This window comes from Paenibacillus sp. BK720, from assembly GCF_011761545.1.
GTDB lineage: Bacteria > Bacillota > Bacilli > Paenibacillales > Paenibacillaceae > Pristimantibacillus.
On sequence record NZ_JAASRQ010000003.1, the window covers coordinates 512,464 to 531,286 of the forward strand.

At 51.4% G+C, this 18,823-nt stretch carries 13 protein-coding genes; 11 read left to right on the forward strand and 2 right to left on the reverse strand.

The features are described from left to right. Positions 1-399: 399 nt before the first annotated feature. Positions 400-1,470 (reverse strand): GntR family transcriptional regulator, encoded by a 1,071-nt coding sequence (locus FHT67_RS14365; protein ID WP_132309910.1) that lies wholly within the window; start codon positions 1,468-1,470, stop codon positions 400-402. Positions 1,471-1,618: 148 nt separating this feature from the next. Between FHT67_RS14365 and FHT67_RS14370 the strand changes: the two genes are divergently transcribed. The 7 genes from FHT67_RS14370 (at position 1,619) to FHT67_RS14400 (ending at position 9,351) form a co-directional block, all read left to right on the forward strand. Further along, entirely contained in the window at positions 1,619-2,896 is a 1,278-nt protein-coding gene (locus FHT67_RS14370) for an ABC transporter substrate-binding protein (RefSeq protein WP_167199234.1), read from the forward strand. Positions 2,897-3,006: 110 nt separating this feature from the next. Further along, on the forward strand, positions 3,007-3,891 hold the full coding sequence (locus tag FHT67_RS14375) for a carbohydrate ABC transporter permease (RefSeq protein WP_167199237.1): 885 nt from the start codon (positions 3,007-3,009) through the stop codon (positions 3,889-3,891). 2 nt (positions 3,892-3,893) lie between these two features. Then, a complete protein-coding gene (locus FHT67_RS14380) occupies positions 3,894-4,736 on the forward strand; it encodes a carbohydrate ABC transporter permease (RefSeq protein ID WP_167199240.1) in 843 nt (280 codons plus the stop codon). 30 nt (positions 4,737-4,766) lie between these two features. Beyond that, positions 4,767-5,744 carry a glycoside hydrolase family 43 protein gene (locus tag FHT67_RS14385; RefSeq protein WP_167199244.1) on the forward strand — a complete coding sequence of 326 codons (978 nt, stop codon included), beginning with the start codon at positions 4,767-4,769 and terminating at the stop codon, positions 5,742-5,744. 450 nt (positions 5,745-6,194) lie between these two features. After that, positions 6,195-7,148 carry an ABC transporter substrate-binding protein gene (locus tag FHT67_RS14390; RefSeq protein ID WP_167199719.1) on the forward strand — a complete coding sequence of 318 codons (954 nt, stop codon included), beginning with the start codon at positions 6,195-6,197 and terminating at the stop codon, positions 7,146-7,148. Positions 7,149-7,236: 88 nt separating this feature from the next. Further along, positions 7,237-8,313 carry a FecCD family ABC transporter permease gene (locus tag FHT67_RS14395; RefSeq protein ID WP_243867155.1) on the forward strand — a complete coding sequence of 359 codons (1,077 nt, stop codon included), beginning with the start codon at positions 7,237-7,239 and terminating at the stop codon, positions 8,311-8,313. A 3-nt stretch (positions 8,314-8,316) separates the two neighbouring features. Further along, positions 8,317-9,351 (forward strand): FecCD family ABC transporter permease, encoded by a 1,035-nt coding sequence (locus FHT67_RS14400; protein WP_132309920.1) that lies wholly within the window; start codon positions 8,317-8,319, stop codon positions 9,349-9,351. A 377-nt stretch (positions 9,352-9,728) separates the two neighbouring features. On the opposite strand, the gene FHT67_RS14405 is transcribed toward FHT67_RS14400, so the two are convergent. Beyond that, complete coding sequence (locus tag FHT67_RS14405) at positions 9,729-15,347, reverse strand: Ig-like domain-containing protein (protein ID WP_167199247.1); 5,619 nt, start codon at positions 15,345-15,347, stop codon at positions 9,729-9,731. Between the two features lie 491 nt (positions 15,348-15,838). Here FHT67_RS14405 and FHT67_RS14410 point away from each other — a divergent pair, with 491 nt between their 5' ends. The 4 genes from FHT67_RS14410 to FHT67_RS14425 all read left to right on the forward strand — a co-directional run bounded on the left by FHT67_RS14410 (position 15,839) and on the right by FHT67_RS14425 (position 18,820). Continuing rightward, positions 15,839-16,438: a TetR/AcrR family transcriptional regulator gene (locus FHT67_RS14410; RefSeq protein ID WP_167199250.1), complete on the forward strand. Its 600-nt coding sequence runs from the start codon at positions 15,839-15,841 to the stop codon at positions 16,436-16,438. A gap of 28 nt (positions 16,439-16,466) precedes the next feature. Next, positions 16,467-17,447, forward strand: coding sequence for an ABC transporter ATP-binding protein (locus FHT67_RS14415; RefSeq protein ID WP_132309926.1), 981 nt, complete (start codon positions 16,467-16,469; stop codon positions 17,445-17,447). Beyond that, entirely contained in the window at positions 17,416-18,210 is a 795-nt protein-coding gene (locus FHT67_RS14420) for an ABC transporter permease (protein WP_167199253.1), read from the forward strand. The genes FHT67_RS14415 and FHT67_RS14420 overlap by 32 nt, the downstream gene beginning before the upstream one ends. 160 nt (positions 18,211-18,370) lie before the next feature. Then, positions 18,371-18,820 carry a GNAT family N-acetyltransferase gene (locus FHT67_RS14425; RefSeq protein WP_167199256.1) on the forward strand — a complete coding sequence of 150 codons (450 nt, stop codon included), beginning with the start codon at positions 18,371-18,373 and terminating at the stop codon, positions 18,818-18,820. The last annotated feature ends 3 nt before the right edge of the window (positions 18,821-18,823 follow it).

Here is an 18,823-nt window from a genome sequence, read left to right on the forward strand (position 1 = left end):
GTGAAGCTGTAGTACGAATAAGTAACCAATTAATTGGCTTGAGCTACTTCAAGTAGAATAGCTCATCATGCAAGACAGCTGCAAAAGTGCAGGTTAATCTGAAACGGGGTACTTATGGACCACAACGAGCAAATGACCTACCTGCACTTATGCATTACGAGGGCTAACGGCACCACGTTGGATTAAATTTACCTGTACATTCGCAGTTTGTTGCCGACAACCCGCCAATAGAGCTCCCCTACACGAAGTCTAGCTGTTCACCTAAAAGCGTAGCTTATTCTAACCCTAACGATACGCCGCAACGTTAAGGTCCCGATACTTTAACTCTACCAGCCTCTTAACGATGCGCCGCATCGTTAGGCCTCCGCGCATGCCCAGCTCGCACCGTCCCCGCACGCTTCACGGAAACACCAGCTGTACCGGCACGACGATGTGCCGCGGGTCGTACGTTTGCCCGATCTGGTCCTGCAGCAGCATAACCGCGGAGCGGGCGAGCTCCTGCTCGTCCTGCTGGACGTAAGGGACATTCGGGATGTCCGGATTGTCGAAGGAGAAGAGCTCTACCTCGGTGCGGCGCTCGAGCAGCCGAAGCGCCTGCCAGGTCAGGCCGGCAATCTCTTCGGTTAACGTGAAGGCGGCGGTGATAGTCGGATGCGACTTCAGGAAGTCGGTTACGTAATTCAGCGCGCCCTCGCTGCGCAGAACCTCCAGCGGCACATGGCACCAAAGGCTTTTGTCGATGGATTCGCCTTGATCGATATAGGCTTTTTCAAAGCCGGTCGTTCGGTCTTCAATGGCGGTATTGGTGTTCTCCGGCGAGATCAACGCGATCTGGCGATGCCCCTTCGATAACAGATGCGTCACCGTCCTATAGGCGCCGCCGTCATTGTCCGAAGTAATCGTATACGTCTCGATATTGCGCAGGAAGCGGTCAATAAACACAAAGGGGAATTTATCCAGAGAGAGCCGCAGAAGGGACTCGTTATACTTCTCGTCCTCGGTCGGGAACACGATAAGCCCCTGAACGCCGGCATCGACCAGAGCGGTAATCGCCCTGGATTCCTCAGCCGCATGCTCCCGGGTAATGCTAAGAATCATTCGGAAGCCGGCTTCCTTCAAATAGAACTCGATATGGTCAACAAGCTTCTGGATGACGGTTGTTTTCATGGTAGGAATGATGAAGCCGATAAGCGGAACTTTGAAGGGCTCGGATTCCGGCCCGGGGGCAGGCGCCTTTACTTCGACAGGTTTCAAATCCGCCGCAACAAACGTTCCTTTGCCTTGAATGCGCGTGACGAGTCCCTCATCCGCCAACTCCGTCAATGCATTCTTAACCGTTATTTTGCTGACCTTGAATTCATCCATTAGTTCCTGCTCGGAAGGGATGCGGTCGAGCGGCCGGAGCTGCCCGGAAGCAATCCGTCCCTTGATCTCCATCTGGATTTGCTTGTACAGAGCTGTCTTTTTCATGAAGGCACCTACTCTCAATAAATAAATATGTTTTTATAACCAATTGGGTATATAAATAATACTTTACGCCTATTATAATCTAATTGTGAAGCGCTTACAATGGTTCTGGTATCAAAAGCTTAACCAATATGTGAGGGGGAAACGTCAAATGAAAAAAGGGATTACGGTTACAGCAACCTTGGCTTTGGCACTCATGTTGGTCTTATCCGCGTGCAGCTCCAGCAACTCTTCGGGCAAAGCAACGAAGGTTGTTTTTTGGACTTTTAACGAGCTTCACCAGCAATTTTTCGAAAGCATGGCAGACAAATGGAATGAAGCTCATCCGGACGAAAAAATTAAGCTGGTAGCGACGACATTCCCGTACGACGATAACCACAACAAACTGCAGGTTGCGCTGCAATCCGGCAAGGGCGCGCCGGACATGGCCGACATCGAGATCAGCAAAATCGGAAACTTCCTCAAAGGCGAGCCGCAGCTTGTACCGCTTAACGACATCGTAGAGCCGAATAAAGACAATCTCGTCATGTCCCGCCTCGACAACTACGCGAAGGATGGCCAATACTACGGCATTGACTACCACGTAGGCGCGGAGGTCATTTACTACAATAAAGAAATTCTCGATCAAGCAGGCGTAGATGCCGACAAAATCATCACTTGGGATGATTACGAAGCAGCAGGCAAGCAAGTGCTTGAGAAAACAGGCAAGCCGATGGCTACCGTTGAAACAACGGACCAATGGTCGTACTGGCCGCTGGTCGTACAGCATGGCTCCGATCTTCTCGATAAAGACGGCAATGTAACGCTTAACGATCAGGCGAATGTGGAAGTGCTGACTTATCTGCAAAAGCTCGTTAAAGAAAAGGTAGCCGTTGTAGCACCGGGCGGCTTCCATCACTCGGAAGAATACTATGGCTTTATGAACGGCGGAGGCGCTGCTTCAATCTGGATGCCGATGTGGTACATGGGCCGCTTTACGGATTACATGCCTGACCTGAAGGGCAAAATCATCATCAAACCAATGCCTGTATTCAAACAAGGCGAAATGCGTTCCTCCGGTATGGGCGGTACGGGTACCGTCATTACGAACCAATCCAAAAATCAGGAGCTCGTGAAGAAATTCCTCGAGTTTGCGAAAGTATCGAAAGAAGGCAACATCGAGATCTGGAAGCAGCTTGGCTTTGACCCGATCCGCACGGACGCTTGGACGGATCCGGCTATGAACGAGTCGAACAAATACACCGATTACTTCGGCAAGGATATCTTTACGTTCCTTAGCAGCCTGAAGGATGAAATCGCGCCAACCAATATCAAAGAGAAAACTCCTGCGGTATCCGATGTGATCAAGACAAAAGCGATGTTCCAGGCGCTTAACGATCTGAAGGATCCGAAGCAAGTATTGGACGACGCAGCGTCTAGCATTAAGTAGAAGCGAGATAACAGTCCATCAGAAAAACAAGCTTCACCGCTTCGCTGAAGGACCCCTTGCATGGCGGGCCTTCAGCGAAGTAATCCTGACAGGAAGGAGCGAGCGTCCAAATGAAAAAGCTTCTATACAATCAGCGAGTCGCCCCTTATGTTTTTGTGCTGCCGTTTGTGCTTTCGTTAGCGATCTTTTTCGTCTATCCGGTTATATCGACCTTCATTATGAGCTTTCAGGAAGTACTGCCGGGCGAGACCCATTTCATTGGCTTAGACAACTACAGGAATCTATGGGACGATTCCTTTTATACCGCGCTTTGGAACAGCTCGAAATACACATTCTGGACGATTCTGGTCCTCATTCCGCTGCCGCTTGTGCTGGCGGTATTCCTTAACTCGAAGCTGATGAAGTGGAGCGCGTTTTTCCGTTCGACCCTGTTCCTGCCGGCTTTGACTTCGGTTGTCGTAGCGGGCATTGTGTTTCGGCTCGTATTCGGCTCGTTGGACAATTCCGTCATGAATACGTTCCGTCATGCCTTTGGCTTCGAGACCATCAATTGGCTCGGCAGCAGCGCATCGGGCATGCTCGTATTGGTCATCCTGGCGACGTGGCGTTATTTGGGCATCAACATCATCTACTTCATGTCGGCCTTGCAGTCCATTCCAAGCGAGCTTTACGAATCGGCAAGCATCGACGGGGCGAATACCTGGAATAAATTCTGGCGCATTACGCTGCCGCTGCTCAAACCGATTGCGATCTATGTCATTACGATCAGCATTTACGGCGGGTACTCGATGTTTACGGAAAGCTTCATTCTATGGAGCGGCAACCATTCGCCAAACGATATTGGCCTGACCATGATCGGATTGTTATACCGCAGCGGAATCGAAAAGAACGAGCTTGGGCTTGGTTCGGCAATCGGGATGATCCTGCTGCTGCTTACGATGGTCCTCAATGTTATTCAACTTCGTTTATTCGGACTGTTTAGGAAGGAGGATTGAACATGAGCACCAAATGGAATCGTCCTCAAACCTGGCTTTTGCTTGCCTTATTCATTCTGTTTGCGGCCTTGTCGGTCTTTCCTTTCTACAGCCTGCTGCTCGCTTCGTTTAAGCCGTCAAAGGAATTGCTTCGCTTCGGGCTTAACATTCGTCTGCAGCCGGAGCTGTTGTCCTTCCACAACTATTCGTTTATCTTCTCGAGCGGGGCGGAGAAATACCTGATCTGGTATAAAAACAGCTTGATCGTTACCGTCATCTATACCGTCTTCTGCATGCTGCTCTCCTCCATGGTTGGATATGGGCTGGCGATGTACCGTTTCAGGGGCCGCAATATTATCTTTCTGTTTGTCCTTCTGGTCATGATGGTGCCGGTCGAGATCATTATGCTGCCGCTGTACAAGCAGATGATCGCGATGAACCTGATCAATACGTTCAGCGGGGTGATCCTGCCGTTTGTGGTATCGCCGCTGCCGATCTTCTTCTTCCGTCAATACGCGGCGGGGCTGCCGAAGGATTTCATGGATGCGGGTAGAATCGACGGCTGCTCGGAGTACGGCATTTTCTTCAAAATCTTCGTGCCGCTTATGACGCCCGCGTTTGGCGCGATGATTATCGTGCAGGCACTCGCCAGCTGGAACAGCTTCGTCTGGCCGCTGATCGTCCTGAACTCGGGAGAGAAGCTGACGCTGCCAATCGGCTTGTCCAGTCTCGTGACGCCTTACGGCAACAACTACGATATCCTTATTGCCGGCTCCGTGCTGGCGATTGTACCGATTATGATCGTCTTTATTTTCTTCCAGCGCTATTTCGTCTCCGGCTTAACCGTGGGTGGCGTGAAAGGCTAATGACAAATACGAATAGAAGCAGGTGACAGGATGGGAGTCCAGCAATCGGAAATTAACGGAGTTAAACCACTAATCGAACAGAGAGCGGATCCTTTTATTTTCAGGCATACGGATGGCTGCTATTACTTTGTTGCCTCGGTACCGGAATACGACCGGATCGAGATTCGCAGGGCAGATACGATTCAGGGACTTACGGATGCGGTGCCGGCCATTGTTTGGAGAAAGCACGAGACAGGACTGCTAAGCGCGAATATTTGGGCGCCGGAGCTGCATTTCATCGATGGCAAATGGTACGTTTATTTCGCGGCGGCGCATACTTCGGAGACGAATGAAGGCCTGTTCGACCACCGGATGTTTGTTCTGGAGTGCGGCGATGCCGACCCGCTGAAGGGCGAGTGGGTGGAAAAGGGGCAGGTTCGCGCGGCTTGGGAAAGCTTCTCGCTGGATGCCACAACCTTCGAGCATAACGGCGAACGGTATTACGTCTGGGCGCAGAAGGATCCGGGAATCGAAGGGAACTCCAATCTGTATATTTCGAAAATGAGCAATCCGTGGACGCTTACCGGCAAGCAGACGATGATTTCCGTCCCTGATCTGGACTGGGAAAGAATCGGCTTTAAAGTAAACGAGGGGGCAGCCTTTATCCGCAAGGGGGATCGCGTCTTCTTGTCTTACTCCGCAAGCGCGACTGACTTTAACTACTGCATCGGGCTCCTTGAAGCATCGGCGGACGCGGATTTGCTTGAGGCGGCTTCATGGGACAAATCCCCGGTGCCGGTGCTGACAACCGATGAGCTGCTTGGCTTGTACGGTCCAGGCCACAATAACTTTACGGTAGCGGAGGACGGCACAACCGCGCTGTTTGTCTTCCACGCCAGAACGTACAAGGAGATTGTAGGCGATCCGCTGTACGACCCGAACCGTCATACCTTTGTGACGGAGCTGAAATGGACGGAGGACGGAAGACCGGATTTCCGGGCATCCGTTGCGGCATTGCCGCGATACTAAAGGAAAGGACGGCATCGGGATCATTCTCGAGCCGTCCTTGTTAATTTCTAAGAATTTATAAGCCTGCTCTTATAATGCTTGTTATTGGGCTTGCGTCTCCGTCTATCTGCCGATCTCGCTGCATCCGATACTGATTGTGTATCCGTTTCTCCAACGCTTCTTCGTGAAAGGCGTCGTGTTCGGCGCCGTGAAGGAATAAGTTTAAACTCCATTGGGCATGATAATGAAACCTCTAGACTCGGCCGTTTTCAAAGGTCCAGGTTAGAGGTTTTGTTGTTTGCGGTGCGGAGGGAGAATCGGGTATCTTCTTATAATTAAGGATTGACTTTGATAATGAGAATTGTTATCATCACTTTAGTCAATTAACGAGATTACAGCCTAGCAGCTTATTAGGGGGACGTATTTGTGTTTGGAAAAGGCAAGAAACTAGTTGTAGTGCTTCTGAGTGTAATGTCTCTTTCGCTTATGCTTGCGGCATGCGGAGGGAATAAAGAAAATAACGGCAATGCAAACAACGCGGCGGCAACGGAAAGCGCATCGCCATCGCCGGAGACGGCAGCGGCGCCAACGGAGCAAAAGCTGACGGACGGCATGGGCCACGAGGTTTCGATTCCGGCTAACCCGCAGCGAATTATCGCTTCCTACCTGGAAGATTACCTGGTTGCGCTTGGCGTGAAGCCGGTTGCCCAATGGAGCGTGCCTAACGGTATCCAGGATTACCTGCAGGGCGATTTGAAAGACATTCCCACCATCTCTTACGATCTTCCGTTCGAAGCCGTAACAAGCTTCACGCCGGACCTGCTGATCCTTGGCTCGAATAGCACGGTTGACGGAGGCAAATACGATCAATACGCGAAGATTGCTCCAACCTTCGTCCTTGGCGATGAAGTGAACAGCGACTGGCGCAAAGCTCTGCTGAAAATCGGCGAGGTTCTGCAGAAGAAGGATCAAGCCCAAAAGGTGCTTGACGATTACGACGCGAAAGCGGCGGATGCGAAGACGAAACTGCAAGCGGCTATTCCGGATCAATCCGTTGCAGCTATCTGGCTTGTGGCAAACAAATTCTACGTGGTTAGCGATAAGCTTTCGAGCGGCGCGGTTCTCTACAATGATCTCGGTCTGAAAGTGCCGAATGTCGTGAAAGAAATCTCCGCTACGGGAACGGGCAGCTGGAATGAAATTTCCCTTGAGAAGCTTGCCGACCTGGACGCCGACCATCTGATTCTCATCAACAGCGACAAGGGCACCGGAGCGGAAGCGTTGAAGGATCCAATCTGGCAATCCATTCCGGCTGTTAAGAACGGCCATGTATACGAATATGAAGGAGCGTCCAGCTGGTTGTACTACGGTCCTGTAGCAAGCTCCCAAATGATCGATAACGTACTGAAAGATCTTGTGAAATAATGAGTAGTAGGAATGGAGGGAGCTGCTGCTCCCTTTTTTTCCGTTATTGAAGTGATCGAAAAACATGTTGGAGCGGAGATAAGACATTATGGCTGATAACTCTAGGCTGCATAACTCGCAATTGGAAACCGAACCTGCCTCAACAGGCCGGGAGGTTGAACAACTATATTCCCGGCCGATTACCGCGATTCTTATCATTCTTTTCGGTCTTGCCGCGCTGGTGCTTGCGTTAGGCTTGTCGGTATCCTTTGGCGCGATGGACATCAAATTCCTGACGGTGTGGGAAGCGGTCATTCATTTTAATCCCGATTTGAAAGAGCATCAGGTTATTCGGGAACTCCGTTTGCCGCGGGTGTTGGGCTGCATGCTGGTGGGCAGCGCGTTTGCGGTTGCGGGCGCGATTATGCAGGGCATGACGCGTAACCCGCTTGCGGACTCCGGACTTTTGGGGCTGAACTCCGGCGCGGGCTTTGCCCTTGCCTTATGCTTTGCTTTTGCTCCCGGCCTTTCGTATCCCTATCATATTCTATTCTCTTTCCTTGGCGCGGCGGTCAGCACCGTTATCGTTGTCGCTTTAGGAGCGTCCGTGCGCGGCGGGCTGACGCCAATGCGGATGGTGCTCGCGGGCGTAACGTTGTCCGCCTTGCTAACCGCATTAAGCGAAGGGGTTGCGCTGTATTTCCGCATTGGCCAGGAGCTTGCCTTCTGGTATGCCGGAGGGGTAGCCGGTATCCGCTGGGAACAGCTGAAGATTATGTTTCCATGGGTAGGCGTTGCGCTTATCGCGGCGATGACTCTGTCCCGTTCCATCACGATGCTGAGCCTTGGCGAAGAGGTATCCAAAGGTCTTGGCCTGCGGACGGGTCCTGTTAAGCTGGCCGGCGTCATCATCGTTGTGATGCTGGCCGGCTCGGCCGTGTCGGTGGCCGGGGCGGTATCGTTCATCGGCCTTCTGGTACCGCATGTGGCCCGCAAGCTGGTAGGCGTTGATTATAAATGGATTATTCCAACCTCGGCCGTGCTTGGCGCTTTGCTTGTTGTCCTTGCGGATTTGGCGGCAAGAACCGTCCATCCTCCGTATGAGACGCCTATCGGCACCATGATTGCGTTAATTGGCGTTCCGTTCTTCCTGTACCTTGCCAATAAGGAAAGGAGGGAGTTGTAAGCGATGAAAGGGACGACGATTTCTCTATCCGAAATACGCGGAAAACGACGCAATACTCTTGTTATTTTCATTATGCTAATCGGCATTCTTGCAGCCTTTCTAATTAGCATGAACACCGGGGTTATCCGGATGTCGCCGCTTGACGTGGTTAAAACGCTATTTGGCTTCGGAACCGCCCAGCAGCATCTGGTGTTGTTCGATTTCCGGCTTCCCCGCATTATCATCTCCATTCTGATAGGCATGGGGCTGGCTGTATCCGGCGCCGTACTGCAGGCATTGACCCGAAATGCGCTGGCCGATCCAGGCATTATCGGAATCAACTCCGGCGCGGGCATGGTAATTCTGCTCTATGTAGCGTTCTATTCTTCTCCGGCTTCAGCGCCGGCTTATATGCTTCCGATTCTGGCATGGCTGGGAGGCGGCGTTGCCGCCTTGCTGGTCTTCGTTATCTCGTACCGCAAGCACAAGGGACTGTCCTCGAACCGGCTTGTGCTGAACGGGGTAGCGATCAGCTCGGGCTTCTCGGCCGTGACCATTTTGGTCTCCTTGCGGATTAATCCGGAGCAGTATCAATTCGTGGCGACATGGACAGCCGGCAGTATCTGGAGCAAGGACTGGAACTATGTGACGGCCCTTCTGCCGTTTATCGTCGTGCTGCTGCCATTCGTCTATTTCAAGTCGCAGACGATTAATGTCCTTAACCTTGGCGCTCCGCTCGCGACGGGGCTAGGCGCGGCAGTGGCCAAGCAGCAGATCTGGCTTCTGGCGGCTGCCGTTGGCCTGGCAAGCTCCTGCGTCGCCGTAAGCGGCAGCATCGGATTCGTCGGGCTGATCGCGCCGCATTTGGCCAGAAGGCTGGTCGGACAGCGTTATCAGATCCTTCTTCCCGCAACGGCGCTTGCAGGGGGACTGCTGGTGCTTGTGGCCGATACGATCGGCAGATGGATTTTGCAGCCGTCGGAGATTCCGACGGGTATCGTTGTTGCGGTGATTGGAGCTCCGTATTTCCTCTACTTGATGTTCCGGACAAAAGGATAAGCAGTAGATGATTATAGCCGGTTAGCCCTTTACCGGGTTGACCGGCTTTTTCGTAATTATATTGAGGGGAGAGTGCCGGAGATGGCTTTTCCGCACTTCATCAGAAGCGAAATCGTCCACGCAAGAAGACGTAGCCGAGCAATACGTGTCCAAGTACAATGCGGATCTGGCGGTTGCAAAGTAACCGCCTCTTTTTCGTATTGGCTAACGAAACGTCATATTCTTAATTCATCGAATAATTCAGCAGACTAACGAAAGCTGGTATCCTTATTTGCCTGTTTTAGCTGCATTGCTGGGCGTTTTTCTAGAAATGAGGTGAATACGTTTTTACCGTAAAAAAGGCCGGCATTCCATCAAGGAATGCCGGCCTTAAGAATTTACTTTACATTGTCGTCGATTGCTTTAACGAAATGCTCGTTGCCGTCCGAAGTGCGCGTTGCTTCGTGGCTTCTTGTTGCTTCTTCGACTTGACCAAACGCCCAGTTGCTCTTCGCAACATCCGGGAAGGATGGTTCTACGTCAGTCAGCGGGCCTCTGTACAGAAGGCGATTGATCAGCGTTACGGCTTCAAGGCGAACGATGTCTTTGCCCGGTTGGAACGTACCATCCGGATAACCCGTTGTCAGGCCGTTGCGGAACAATGCCTCGATTGCCGAGGAGGACCAGCGTCCTTCGCTGTCTCCGAATTGCGGAGTGATTGGCATTGAGGTCTCCAGCTTCAGGTAACGTACCATGACTGTAGCCAATTCCTCGCGCGTTACAGGCTGGTTCGGACGGAAGGTGCCGTCTGCAAAGCCTTTAAAGATACCGCTGTCCGTGACGATCCGGATATAACCGCTTGCCCATTGGGTAGAAGGCACATCCTTGAATTCGGCTTTCAGCGTTGTCGAGCCGCCGTTCAGGAGGCGTGCGATAATGGCCGCTAGCTCCGCGCGGGTCAGCTTCTGGCTAGGCTTGAACTTGCCGTCCGGGAAGCCGAGAATATAACGCTGATGCGTCACGGTTTCGTCTCCGGTGGAGAAGAGCAATACTTTCACGGATGCTTTTGCCGCTTCAGGATTCAGCAGCTCTTGGCTTGCTTTGCCTTCCGCGGAAATCGTTACGAGAAGCTCGGTCTCATTGATCGAAGGGTACTTCACTTCCACATTGCGTACGCCTTTATCTCCGACGTTGAGATCCCCGACATTCCAAGTCACTTTATTGCCTTCTACCTTGCCTCCGTCTGCACTTGTTACCGTGGTGCCCTCAGGGAGGGTTAACGTCACAGTAGCACCGGTAGCTTGTTTCGTACCGTTGTTCAGGTACTCCACTTTAACTTTGCCTGCTGTTCCTTCTACTTGTCTGTCCTTGTCAACGGATACGTTAACAACGACGTTAGGCTTGCCGGCAGGCGTAACAGATGCCTTAGACATCTGAATGTCATGGCGGACAATCGCATACTCGACAGGGATCGTTGGGCTCGTGTAAGAGACGTAGCCCGGAGCCGTTGCAACGATGTAGTAATCGGTTGTCGGATAAACCATGTACGCGTACTTACCACCGTCTTTGCTTGTCTGCGGGTTCGCGTTGTCGCTTGGAGCAAAGCCTGCGATCTCAGGCAGCTTAACTTCCGTGCCAGGCGTATTGCCGTTTGTAATATTGCGCGGCGTGTTTGCGTAATACAGCTTTACGGTTGCACCGTCAATGGCAGCATGGGTGTTGATGTCGGTAATGTCGCCATACGGGTCAATGAGCTCGTTAAGGATGTTCATTTCGCCGTTCGCTGCCAGCTTGATTGTCGGAAGCGTGCCGTTATTGTCCAATGCGTTAATAATAATGTCTTTGAAGCCGCCGTGCTCTGAATCCGGAACCTTGAAGATGATTGCAATCTGATATTCCGTATTCCGTTCAAGGCCAGGAATATTGAATACGCCGTCTTTCAAAGGTGCGGTAAATTCTTTATGATCCGGTGCCGGACCAATCAGCTTCACGGTGACCTGATTCATGAATTCCTGTTTAAGCGTGTCATTCTGACCGGTAGGAAGCTTTTGCGTAAGGAGGCCGGTAACGGTTTTCGTCGATTCGAAAACTTCGCCCGGGTTTCCGCTTACCGCGCCAACCTCAACGGTTTGCTTGAAGGAAACTTCTTTGGTCTGGCTGCCTACTTGAACGGTCTTGATAACTTCAATGTCATACTTTTCGTCGCCGCGTGGAACGGCAATGCTGTACTTCCCGTCTGCGTCGGTAATGGCTTCAGCCGCGAAGTCGATAATGCCGTCGCCGTCAAAGTCTTTTGTGATTTTTACGACTGCGCCGGCAACGATTGAACGCGTTCCGTTATCCGTTGTCGTTACAACGCCCGTTACGGAAGCCGGCTCAAAGGTAATGATGATTTGCTCTTGCGCGTAAATGCTGCGTTCCACGTCATCAGCCGTAGCCGTTACCGGAACGCTTTGCGATAAAATACCTTCAATCTTCGAAGATTGGTATTCAATCGTTGCTTTGCCAGCCGCATCCGTCACCGCGGTTGGGGAACCGCCAAGGAAGGTTCCGAGCGAAGCGGAGAAGGTAATCGTGACGTCTTTGAGCGGTTTGCCGTCTATATCAGTCAGAATGGCCGTCAATTTCGAAATCGTATGGCCGTCACCAACGATGGAGCTAGGGTTCGCGCTAAGCTTCAAGATGTATTTCACAAGCTCGAAGTTCTGATGAATCGTTGTCTCAGCAGCTAAGCCAGGCAAAGCGTTAATGACTTGATTGCGTGTTGCATAGCCTTGCTTCTCCACAACAATCAGGTAATGCTCGGTACGGACATTCGGGAATTTGTAGTATCCGGAAGCATCCGTTGTTGTGTTGGCAACTTTATTCGTTCCCGTTGGATCATACAAGGTTACCTTAGCTCCTTCAATTGGAGCTTGGCTGTTGCGATCTTGAACCGTTCCGTCAACGGACACGGTGCGGATCACGGTAAAATTGTTGTTCTGAAGCTTGGAAGCCGCTTCGGCCGGCAATGCTTCGTCCCCCTTCGAAGATGCGAAGGTTACCGCATGGGCGCCGCTTGTTGCTTCTGAAGGAAGACGATACTGCACGTTTTCCCATTTCTTATATCCGTCTGTCTGGTAAGTATCGCCGTTAGCCAAAGTCAGCGTAACCGAATCGTTGTCCGTTCCGTTGTCCGGACCGTCGAAGTCAAAGGTTGCCGTAACTGCCGTTGCGGTAACTTCCGTAATAGCCGAGATTTTCAGCGGTTTGTTAGGCGCTACGGTCCATTCGGAAGAATCCGTAACAGCACGGTCGCCAACCCAGCCGTCAAGAAGACGAACGGCTAAAGTAACGGTAGCCGTATTGGAAGTAAGTTTTCCGTCATTGGCCTTGAACGTAAAGCTGTCCGTGCTGCCATAGCCAGCGTCTGGCGTGTACGTGTAAGTACCGTCGTTGTTGATGACAACCGTACCATGCGCCGGCGGGGTTACAACCGCGAAGGTAAGGGTATCGCCGTCAACATCGCTCGCCTTAAAGCCGCCCGTCGCGCTGGAGCCGGACTCAACGACTTTGGAATCATCCGATGCCGTTGGCGCGTCGTTCACGGCAGTAACCGTAATCTCTACCGTTGCCGGCGCAGAATCAGCCGTGCCATCGTTAGCTTTAAACGTAAAGCTGTCCGGGCCGTTGTAATTAGGATCCGGCGTATAGGTGAACGTGCCGTCCCCGTTCAGGGTCAGGTCGCCATGAGCAGGTTGGCCGACTACCGAATAGTGAAGGGTATCACCGTCATCGTCCGTTGCATGAACGCTGCCGTTAAGGGATTTATCTTCCTCGGTTTGCAGAGTATCGTTTTGAGTAACGGGAGCTTCATTTACTTCATTAATCGTGATGCTGACGGTAGCGGGAGCCGAGTAGAGCTCGCCATCGTAAGCCTTGAAGGTGAGGCTGTCCGAGCCGGAATAATTCGGGTTTGGCGTATACGTGTACGTTCCATCGCTGTTTAAGACGACCGTACCATGAACAGGCGCCGTATCAAGCACATAAGTCAGCGCGCTGTTCTCTACGTCTTGCCCGGTTACGCTGCCGTTGACAGGCGTATTTTCATCCGTTGTTTTGCTCGAATTGTTCGCAGCAGGTGCATCGTTAACAGCGTTAATCGTCAGATTAACGGTTGCGACGTTAGAGTCGGCTTTGCCGTCATTCGCTTTGTAAGTAAAGCTGTCGGTACCATTGATGTTTGCATTTGGCGTATACGTGTAAGTGCCGTCTGCATTCAGAACGACCGTACCGTTAACCGGTGCCGTGACAAGAGAATAGGTAACAGTGTCATTGTCTCCGTCAGTTGCAGTTACTGCACCCGTAACCGGAGTGTCTTCATCTATAGTTTTATTGTCATCTTGGGCTACTGGAGAAGCGTTAGGAGCTGCTGTTACGTTGATGGTGACAGTTGCCTTGTTCGAACCCACTTCGGCATCGTTGGCAGTGAACGTAAAGCTGTCCATTCCAACGAAACCTTGATCAGGCGTGTAGGTGTATGAACCCGCTATCGCATCGAGCGCTAAAGTACCATGTTGCGGCAAGTCCTGTTCCAGATACTGCAGCAGATCCCCGTCTATATCCGAACCATTCACAGTCCCGCCAACCGGCGTGTTTTCCACGGCGCTTATGCTGGAGTCATAAGCGACTGGCGCGTCATTAACCGGCTTTACCGTAAGATCAACCGTAGCTGTATTAGAGTCAAGAGATCCGTCATTTACTTTGTACGTAAAGCTGTCGGGACCGTTGTAATTCGCGTTAGGCGAGTATGTAAAAGAACCGTTCGGGTTCAAAGTCAAGCTACCATTTGATGGTCCTGTTACTCTGGAGAAGGTGATGGTTTCACCGTCGATATCGCTGCCTTTATCGCTCAGGGATTTGTTAAAGGTCGTATCTTCGTCTCCTGAGAAAGAGGCATCTTCGGCAACTGGTGCCGTATTCACTTTATCCGTTGTATCCGTTGCCGTCTTGGCCGGATTGCCGTCGGAGCTGACCGTGTCCGCCGATACGGTTACGGTTCCGTATTTCAGAGCAGAGAAGTCAAGCTGAGTGGCATACTTCCCGTCGGGTCCAACGGTTGCCGCGTAATTCCGTTCCGAGCCCGAAGAATCCTTCACCGTAAGGGTGACAGGCTGTCCAGCGCCCGCATTGGTGGATCCGGAAATATTAACGACTTTAATATTATCTTGGCCTGCAATCAGTTTGCCGTCTCCACCGTCGTCAATAGAAACATCGATAGTTGGAGAAGAACTGTTGTCTACCTGCTTCGGATCGCTGAATGTACCGCCCGGGGCACCGAAGTTAACCGAGAATTGACGGGAGCTTAAATTGCTCGTGTTGCCAACGACAAGATCCAGTCCGTTTATTGGCGCGGTGTAATTGATGATTACGGAAGCCGTATCCTCAAAAGATGTACCATTAAGGGAGGAGCCTCTTCCTGCAAATTGCGTTCTGCCGGCAGTTGCCGAGCTTATGACAAGCTGTGTGTTTTTATTCACAGAATAGCTCGCAAAGCCGGATAATTGGACAAATTCCTTGGAGGTGGAACTGCTGCCGTCAATATCGATGACCGTCACAAAGAAGTTCTTGATTTGAACCGGATTGCCGGTTGCCTGATCAATGAAATCAAAGTGAAAGGTCAATGAGCCGCTTCCGGGACTGGTTGTAACCCATGGATTAAACCGCTCATCAAAGCCTGTTCCCGGATTATCCAATACGTTTCCGGCCAAGGATGCCCCGCTTGCCCCCTTGATCGTTACTTTGGCATCAACCGTAATGCCGTCTCTTGTAATGACATTCGTATACTTGTAGACGGCCCCTACTTGTCCGGCAGTGCCGGAAACCAGGGTTGGAGTTCCCAAATTCATTGCATTACTCTTGATGTCAACCACATTTACCGCTGCTTTGGTGGCAGTTGGATGCGTGACTCCGAGCATGACACCCAATACAAGAAGCAATAGGGCAATTCTTGTAAAGGCCGATGATCGAGCCAACATAGACTCACTTCCTTTCCGTTCTTATAGTCTGCTTGTGTCAAAATTTAGGATTAAAGTCCCTGCTAGATTCGACACCTAACTAGTCCTAAATAACTATAAATGACGGCAGGCGACAGCGTCAACTTGAAATTTTCTAGTAATATCCATTTTTCGACAAACGTTTCTGTTCCTTAATTTGGAATAAGACTATTAAAAAAAAGATAAGCGAGAATAACTTATTTTAGGGCGAAATTATTAGGTGCTGAAGCTTTGAATAACAGGAAAACAGATATTCTCGCGAAAAATAATAGTATAAAAAATAGTATTTTTTTGTTTTACATATCTAGTAAACGAGGGCAACCGAGAACATTTTTTTCTAGAATCCATGAAGGCATGGGATAAGAAGGGTAACCATTTTACGATTCCTTAACTGGATGTATTTACAATTTAAGGAACTATGATTATTATATAAATAAACGTTCATATATTTAATTAGGAAAGGACAATCAAACATGGCAAGGACCGTCAATGAGCAAGCCAGACAAGAGAAAAGAGAGCTTATCTTACAGACTGCCGTCACTGCTTTTCCCGAGAATGGCTTCTCCGGTACCACATTCGCTTTGCTGGCCAAGAGCTTGGGAATAAGCGCGGCAACGATTCTTCTCTATTTCGACAGCAAGGAGGAGCTGTTCCGTTGCGCCGTACTGGAGCCGCTCGAGCGGTTCCGCGAGCCCTTCCTTGCCTTCGTGCACGGGGAAGGAACGCCGCTGGACAGAATCAAGTCCATGATTGACGTGCATATCCGGATTGCGGCAAGCAACTCGTCCTTTCTGCGGCTGGTGCAGTACGTGCTGGGGCAGCATCAACGGTTTCCGGAGGAAGCGGAAGCGATGTACCGGTTCGCCAGTGACTATACGGCGGGGCTGACGGCGGTGATTGCTGAGGGCCAGGCGGCCGGCCAGCTTCAGTCTTACGATGCGCATGAAGTCGCGTGGGGATATTTTTGCTTTATTCAAGGCGTAGGGCTGGTCAACACCGATGATCCTTCTTCTCCGGTATGGGATGGGATGCGCCGGGTAGGCTTGCAGCTGTTTGCGCCTGCAGCAACCTAATAATCTTGAAAGCTTGAGGTGGATGCCGATGGACTTAATCGAGATTGACCAGGTCAACAAGGTGTACAAGAAAGGGAAGAAGCAAGCGAACATCGATATCAGCTTTTCCATTCGGGAAGGCGAGATTCTGGGATTGCTTGGGCCTAACGGAGCCGGGAAAAGCACGTTGATCAAGCAGATCGTCGGACTGCTTGCCCCAACCTCCGGCGAAGTCCGGTACGCAGGGGTTAATGTGCTCAAGCAGGCCAAGAAGGTAGCCTCGGAGTTTGGTTATTACGCGCAAGAGCCGCATGCCCTTGGCGCGCTGACGGCCAGAGAGGCGCTGCTTTTCACCGGCATTCTTCGAGGCCTGCCGAAGAAGGAAGCAGAGAAGCAGACGATGGAGCTGCTCGAGCGATTTAATATGGCGGAGCTCGCGGGCAGGCCGCTCAAGAAGCTGTCCGGCGGACAGAAACGGATGGTCGGAATCGGAACAACGATGATAGGCGATTCCCGCGTTCTTGTGCTTGATGAGCCGACTAACGAGCTTGACCCTCTGAACCGGCGGCTGGTGTGGGATATTATCGTGGAGCGGAACCGCCAAGGGGCTACCATTCTTCTTGTCACCCATAACGTGCTGGAAGCGGAGCGGGTGGTAGACCGCGTTGCTTTTATCAACTATGGAAGATTGCTGGAGATCGACAGCGTCTCTCACCTGAAGCAGCGCGTGGATGGGCGGCTGAAGCTGGAGCTGACGGCTGTTGAGGGGGAAGCGGTTAATCTGATGAAGCGGATGGAGGAGTGGGGCGATATCCAGCAGACAGGCGAGAACCGGCTTCGGCTTCTGATCGACAAAAATCGGGCGGGTACGATGCTGGATTGGATGTTTCATGCGACCGACCTGCCTATTGACGAATATGCGATGCTTCCTCCCAATCTGGAGGACGTCTATCTCTATATCGACAGTCAGAAGGCGAAGGCTGCGGGATATGTAATCCATGAGGAAAAGGTGGGGAGCGTCATTGGCTAATGCACTTGCTTTTGTAAAGGGACGAATGTGGACCGAGCTGTATATCCTATTGCGGATCCAGGTTGCCATCGTGCGGGAGCAATGGATATGGATCTTTATTATGGCGACGATCTTTCCGCTGACCACGCTGTTGTTCATGAAATTTATGTACGGGGTTTCCTCGGGTCAGATCATGGTAAATGTCATTGTCGGCAATATCGTATTCGCGATCATTATGATGGGCTTTAACGCGCTGGGACAGGAGATCTCGTGGCAGAAGCATGCGGGCTACTTTACCTTTTACTCCTCTCTTCCCATCTCGAAAGCGATCTTTGTCGTTACCCAGCTTGTGCGCGGGTTGATGACGGCGATGCCTTCGGTTATTATCATGGCTTTTATCGGGCAGTTTGCGTACGGAATAAAGCTTCATTACGAGTGGGGACTTATACCGGTCTTCCTGCTGGCCGTATTGAGCATGGTCGGCATAGGGGCGGGAATCGGATTCTGGTCTCCGGATCACCAGATGACCAATATGCTTGTGCAGGGGTTAATGATGTTTGTCGGGTTCTTGTCGCCGGTTATGATGGAAGCCAGCCAGCTGCCGCCGGTTCTGAGGTATATCGGGGTTATTTTCCCGACCACCTATTCGGCCTCCGCGCTCCGGGAGATGCTCACGAAAGGCTGGACGCACGCAGTGACTATGGATATGTTCGTTCTGATCGGTTTTATTATCGTGTCGTTTGCGTTCATCTCGAGAATGATCAGCTGGCGTGCAGCTGAATAGATCCCAAACGAGCAGAAAACCGCTGGCCTCCAAGGCAGCGGTTTTCTTGTTATGTCATCCGGTTAAGGCAAGCATAACATCACCGGCAAGCCTATTCGGTTTTTGTTCTAACCGAATGATACAATGAACTACGGCAATGAAAGACAGGAGGATATTGGATATGACAACGATTGCGATACGGGAAGCGGGGACACGGGATCTTCGCGATTTGGCCAAGCTGTTCGAGGTGCTGATGGAGGTTCGTTCCAATATAGAGGCAATGGGCAGGATGCTCGCGACTGTGACGGAGGATCCGCAATATTTTCTGGCGGCGGCTTGCGACGGCGATCAGGTGATTGGAACCGCAATGGGGATTGAATGTTACGATCTTGTCGGGAATTGCCGTCCGTTCCTCGTTGTGGAAAATGTGGTCGTTAATCCTGATTATAGAGGCCGTGGCGTTGGAAAAATGCTGATGAAGCGGCTCGAGCAATTCGCGGAGGAACGAGAGTGCAGTTACATTATTTTTGTGTCCAGCGGATACCGGGAGAAGGCTCATCAGTTCTACCGGGCGCTTGGCTACTCCAGCGATCATCAGGGCTTTAAGAAGCAGCTTCGGGAACTGGGTTAATCG

Coding starts and splice junctions, on each gene's coding strand:
- FHT67_RS14365 (WP_132309910.1), bottom strand. CDS start 1,470: ATGAAAAAGACAGCTCTGTACAAGCAAATCCAGATGGAGATCAAGGGA.
- FHT67_RS14400 (WP_132309920.1), top strand. CDS start 8,317: ATGAAAGGGACGACGATTTCTCTATCCGAAATACGCGGAAAACGACGC.
- FHT67_RS14415 (WP_132309926.1), top strand. CDS start 16,467: ATGGACTTAATCGAGATTGACCAGGTCAACAAGGTGTACAAGAAAGGG.
- FHT67_RS14385 (WP_167199244.1), top strand. CDS start 4,767: ATGGGAGTCCAGCAATCGGAAATTAACGGAGTTAAACCACTAATCGAA.
- FHT67_RS14375 (WP_167199237.1), top strand. CDS start 3,007: ATGAAAAAGCTTCTATACAATCAGCGAGTCGCCCCTTATGTTTTTGTG.
- FHT67_RS14420 (WP_167199253.1), top strand. CDS start 17,416: ATGAGGAAAAGGTGGGGAGCGTCATTGGCTAATGCACTTGCTTTTGTA.
- FHT67_RS14425 (WP_167199256.1), top strand. CDS start 18,371: ATGACAACGATTGCGATACGGGAAGCGGGGACACGGGATCTTCGCGAT.
- FHT67_RS14390 (WP_167199719.1), top strand. CDS start 6,195: ATGTCTCTTTCGCTTATGCTTGCGGCATGCGGAGGGAATAAAGAAAAT.
- FHT67_RS14410 (WP_167199250.1), top strand. CDS start 15,839: ATGGCAAGGACCGTCAATGAGCAAGCCAGACAAGAGAAAAGAGAGCTT.
- FHT67_RS14380 (WP_167199240.1), top strand. CDS start 3,894: ATGAGCACCAAATGGAATCGTCCTCAAACCTGGCTTTTGCTTGCCTTA.
- FHT67_RS14405 (WP_167199247.1), bottom strand. CDS start 15,347: ATGTTGGCTCGATCATCGGCCTTTACAAGAATTGCCCTATTGCTTCTT.
- FHT67_RS14370 (WP_167199234.1), top strand. CDS start 1,619: ATGAAAAAAGGGATTACGGTTACAGCAACCTTGGCTTTGGCACTCATG.
- FHT67_RS14395 (WP_243867155.1), top strand. CDS start 7,237: ATGGCTGATAACTCTAGGCTGCATAACTCGCAATTGGAAACCGAACCT.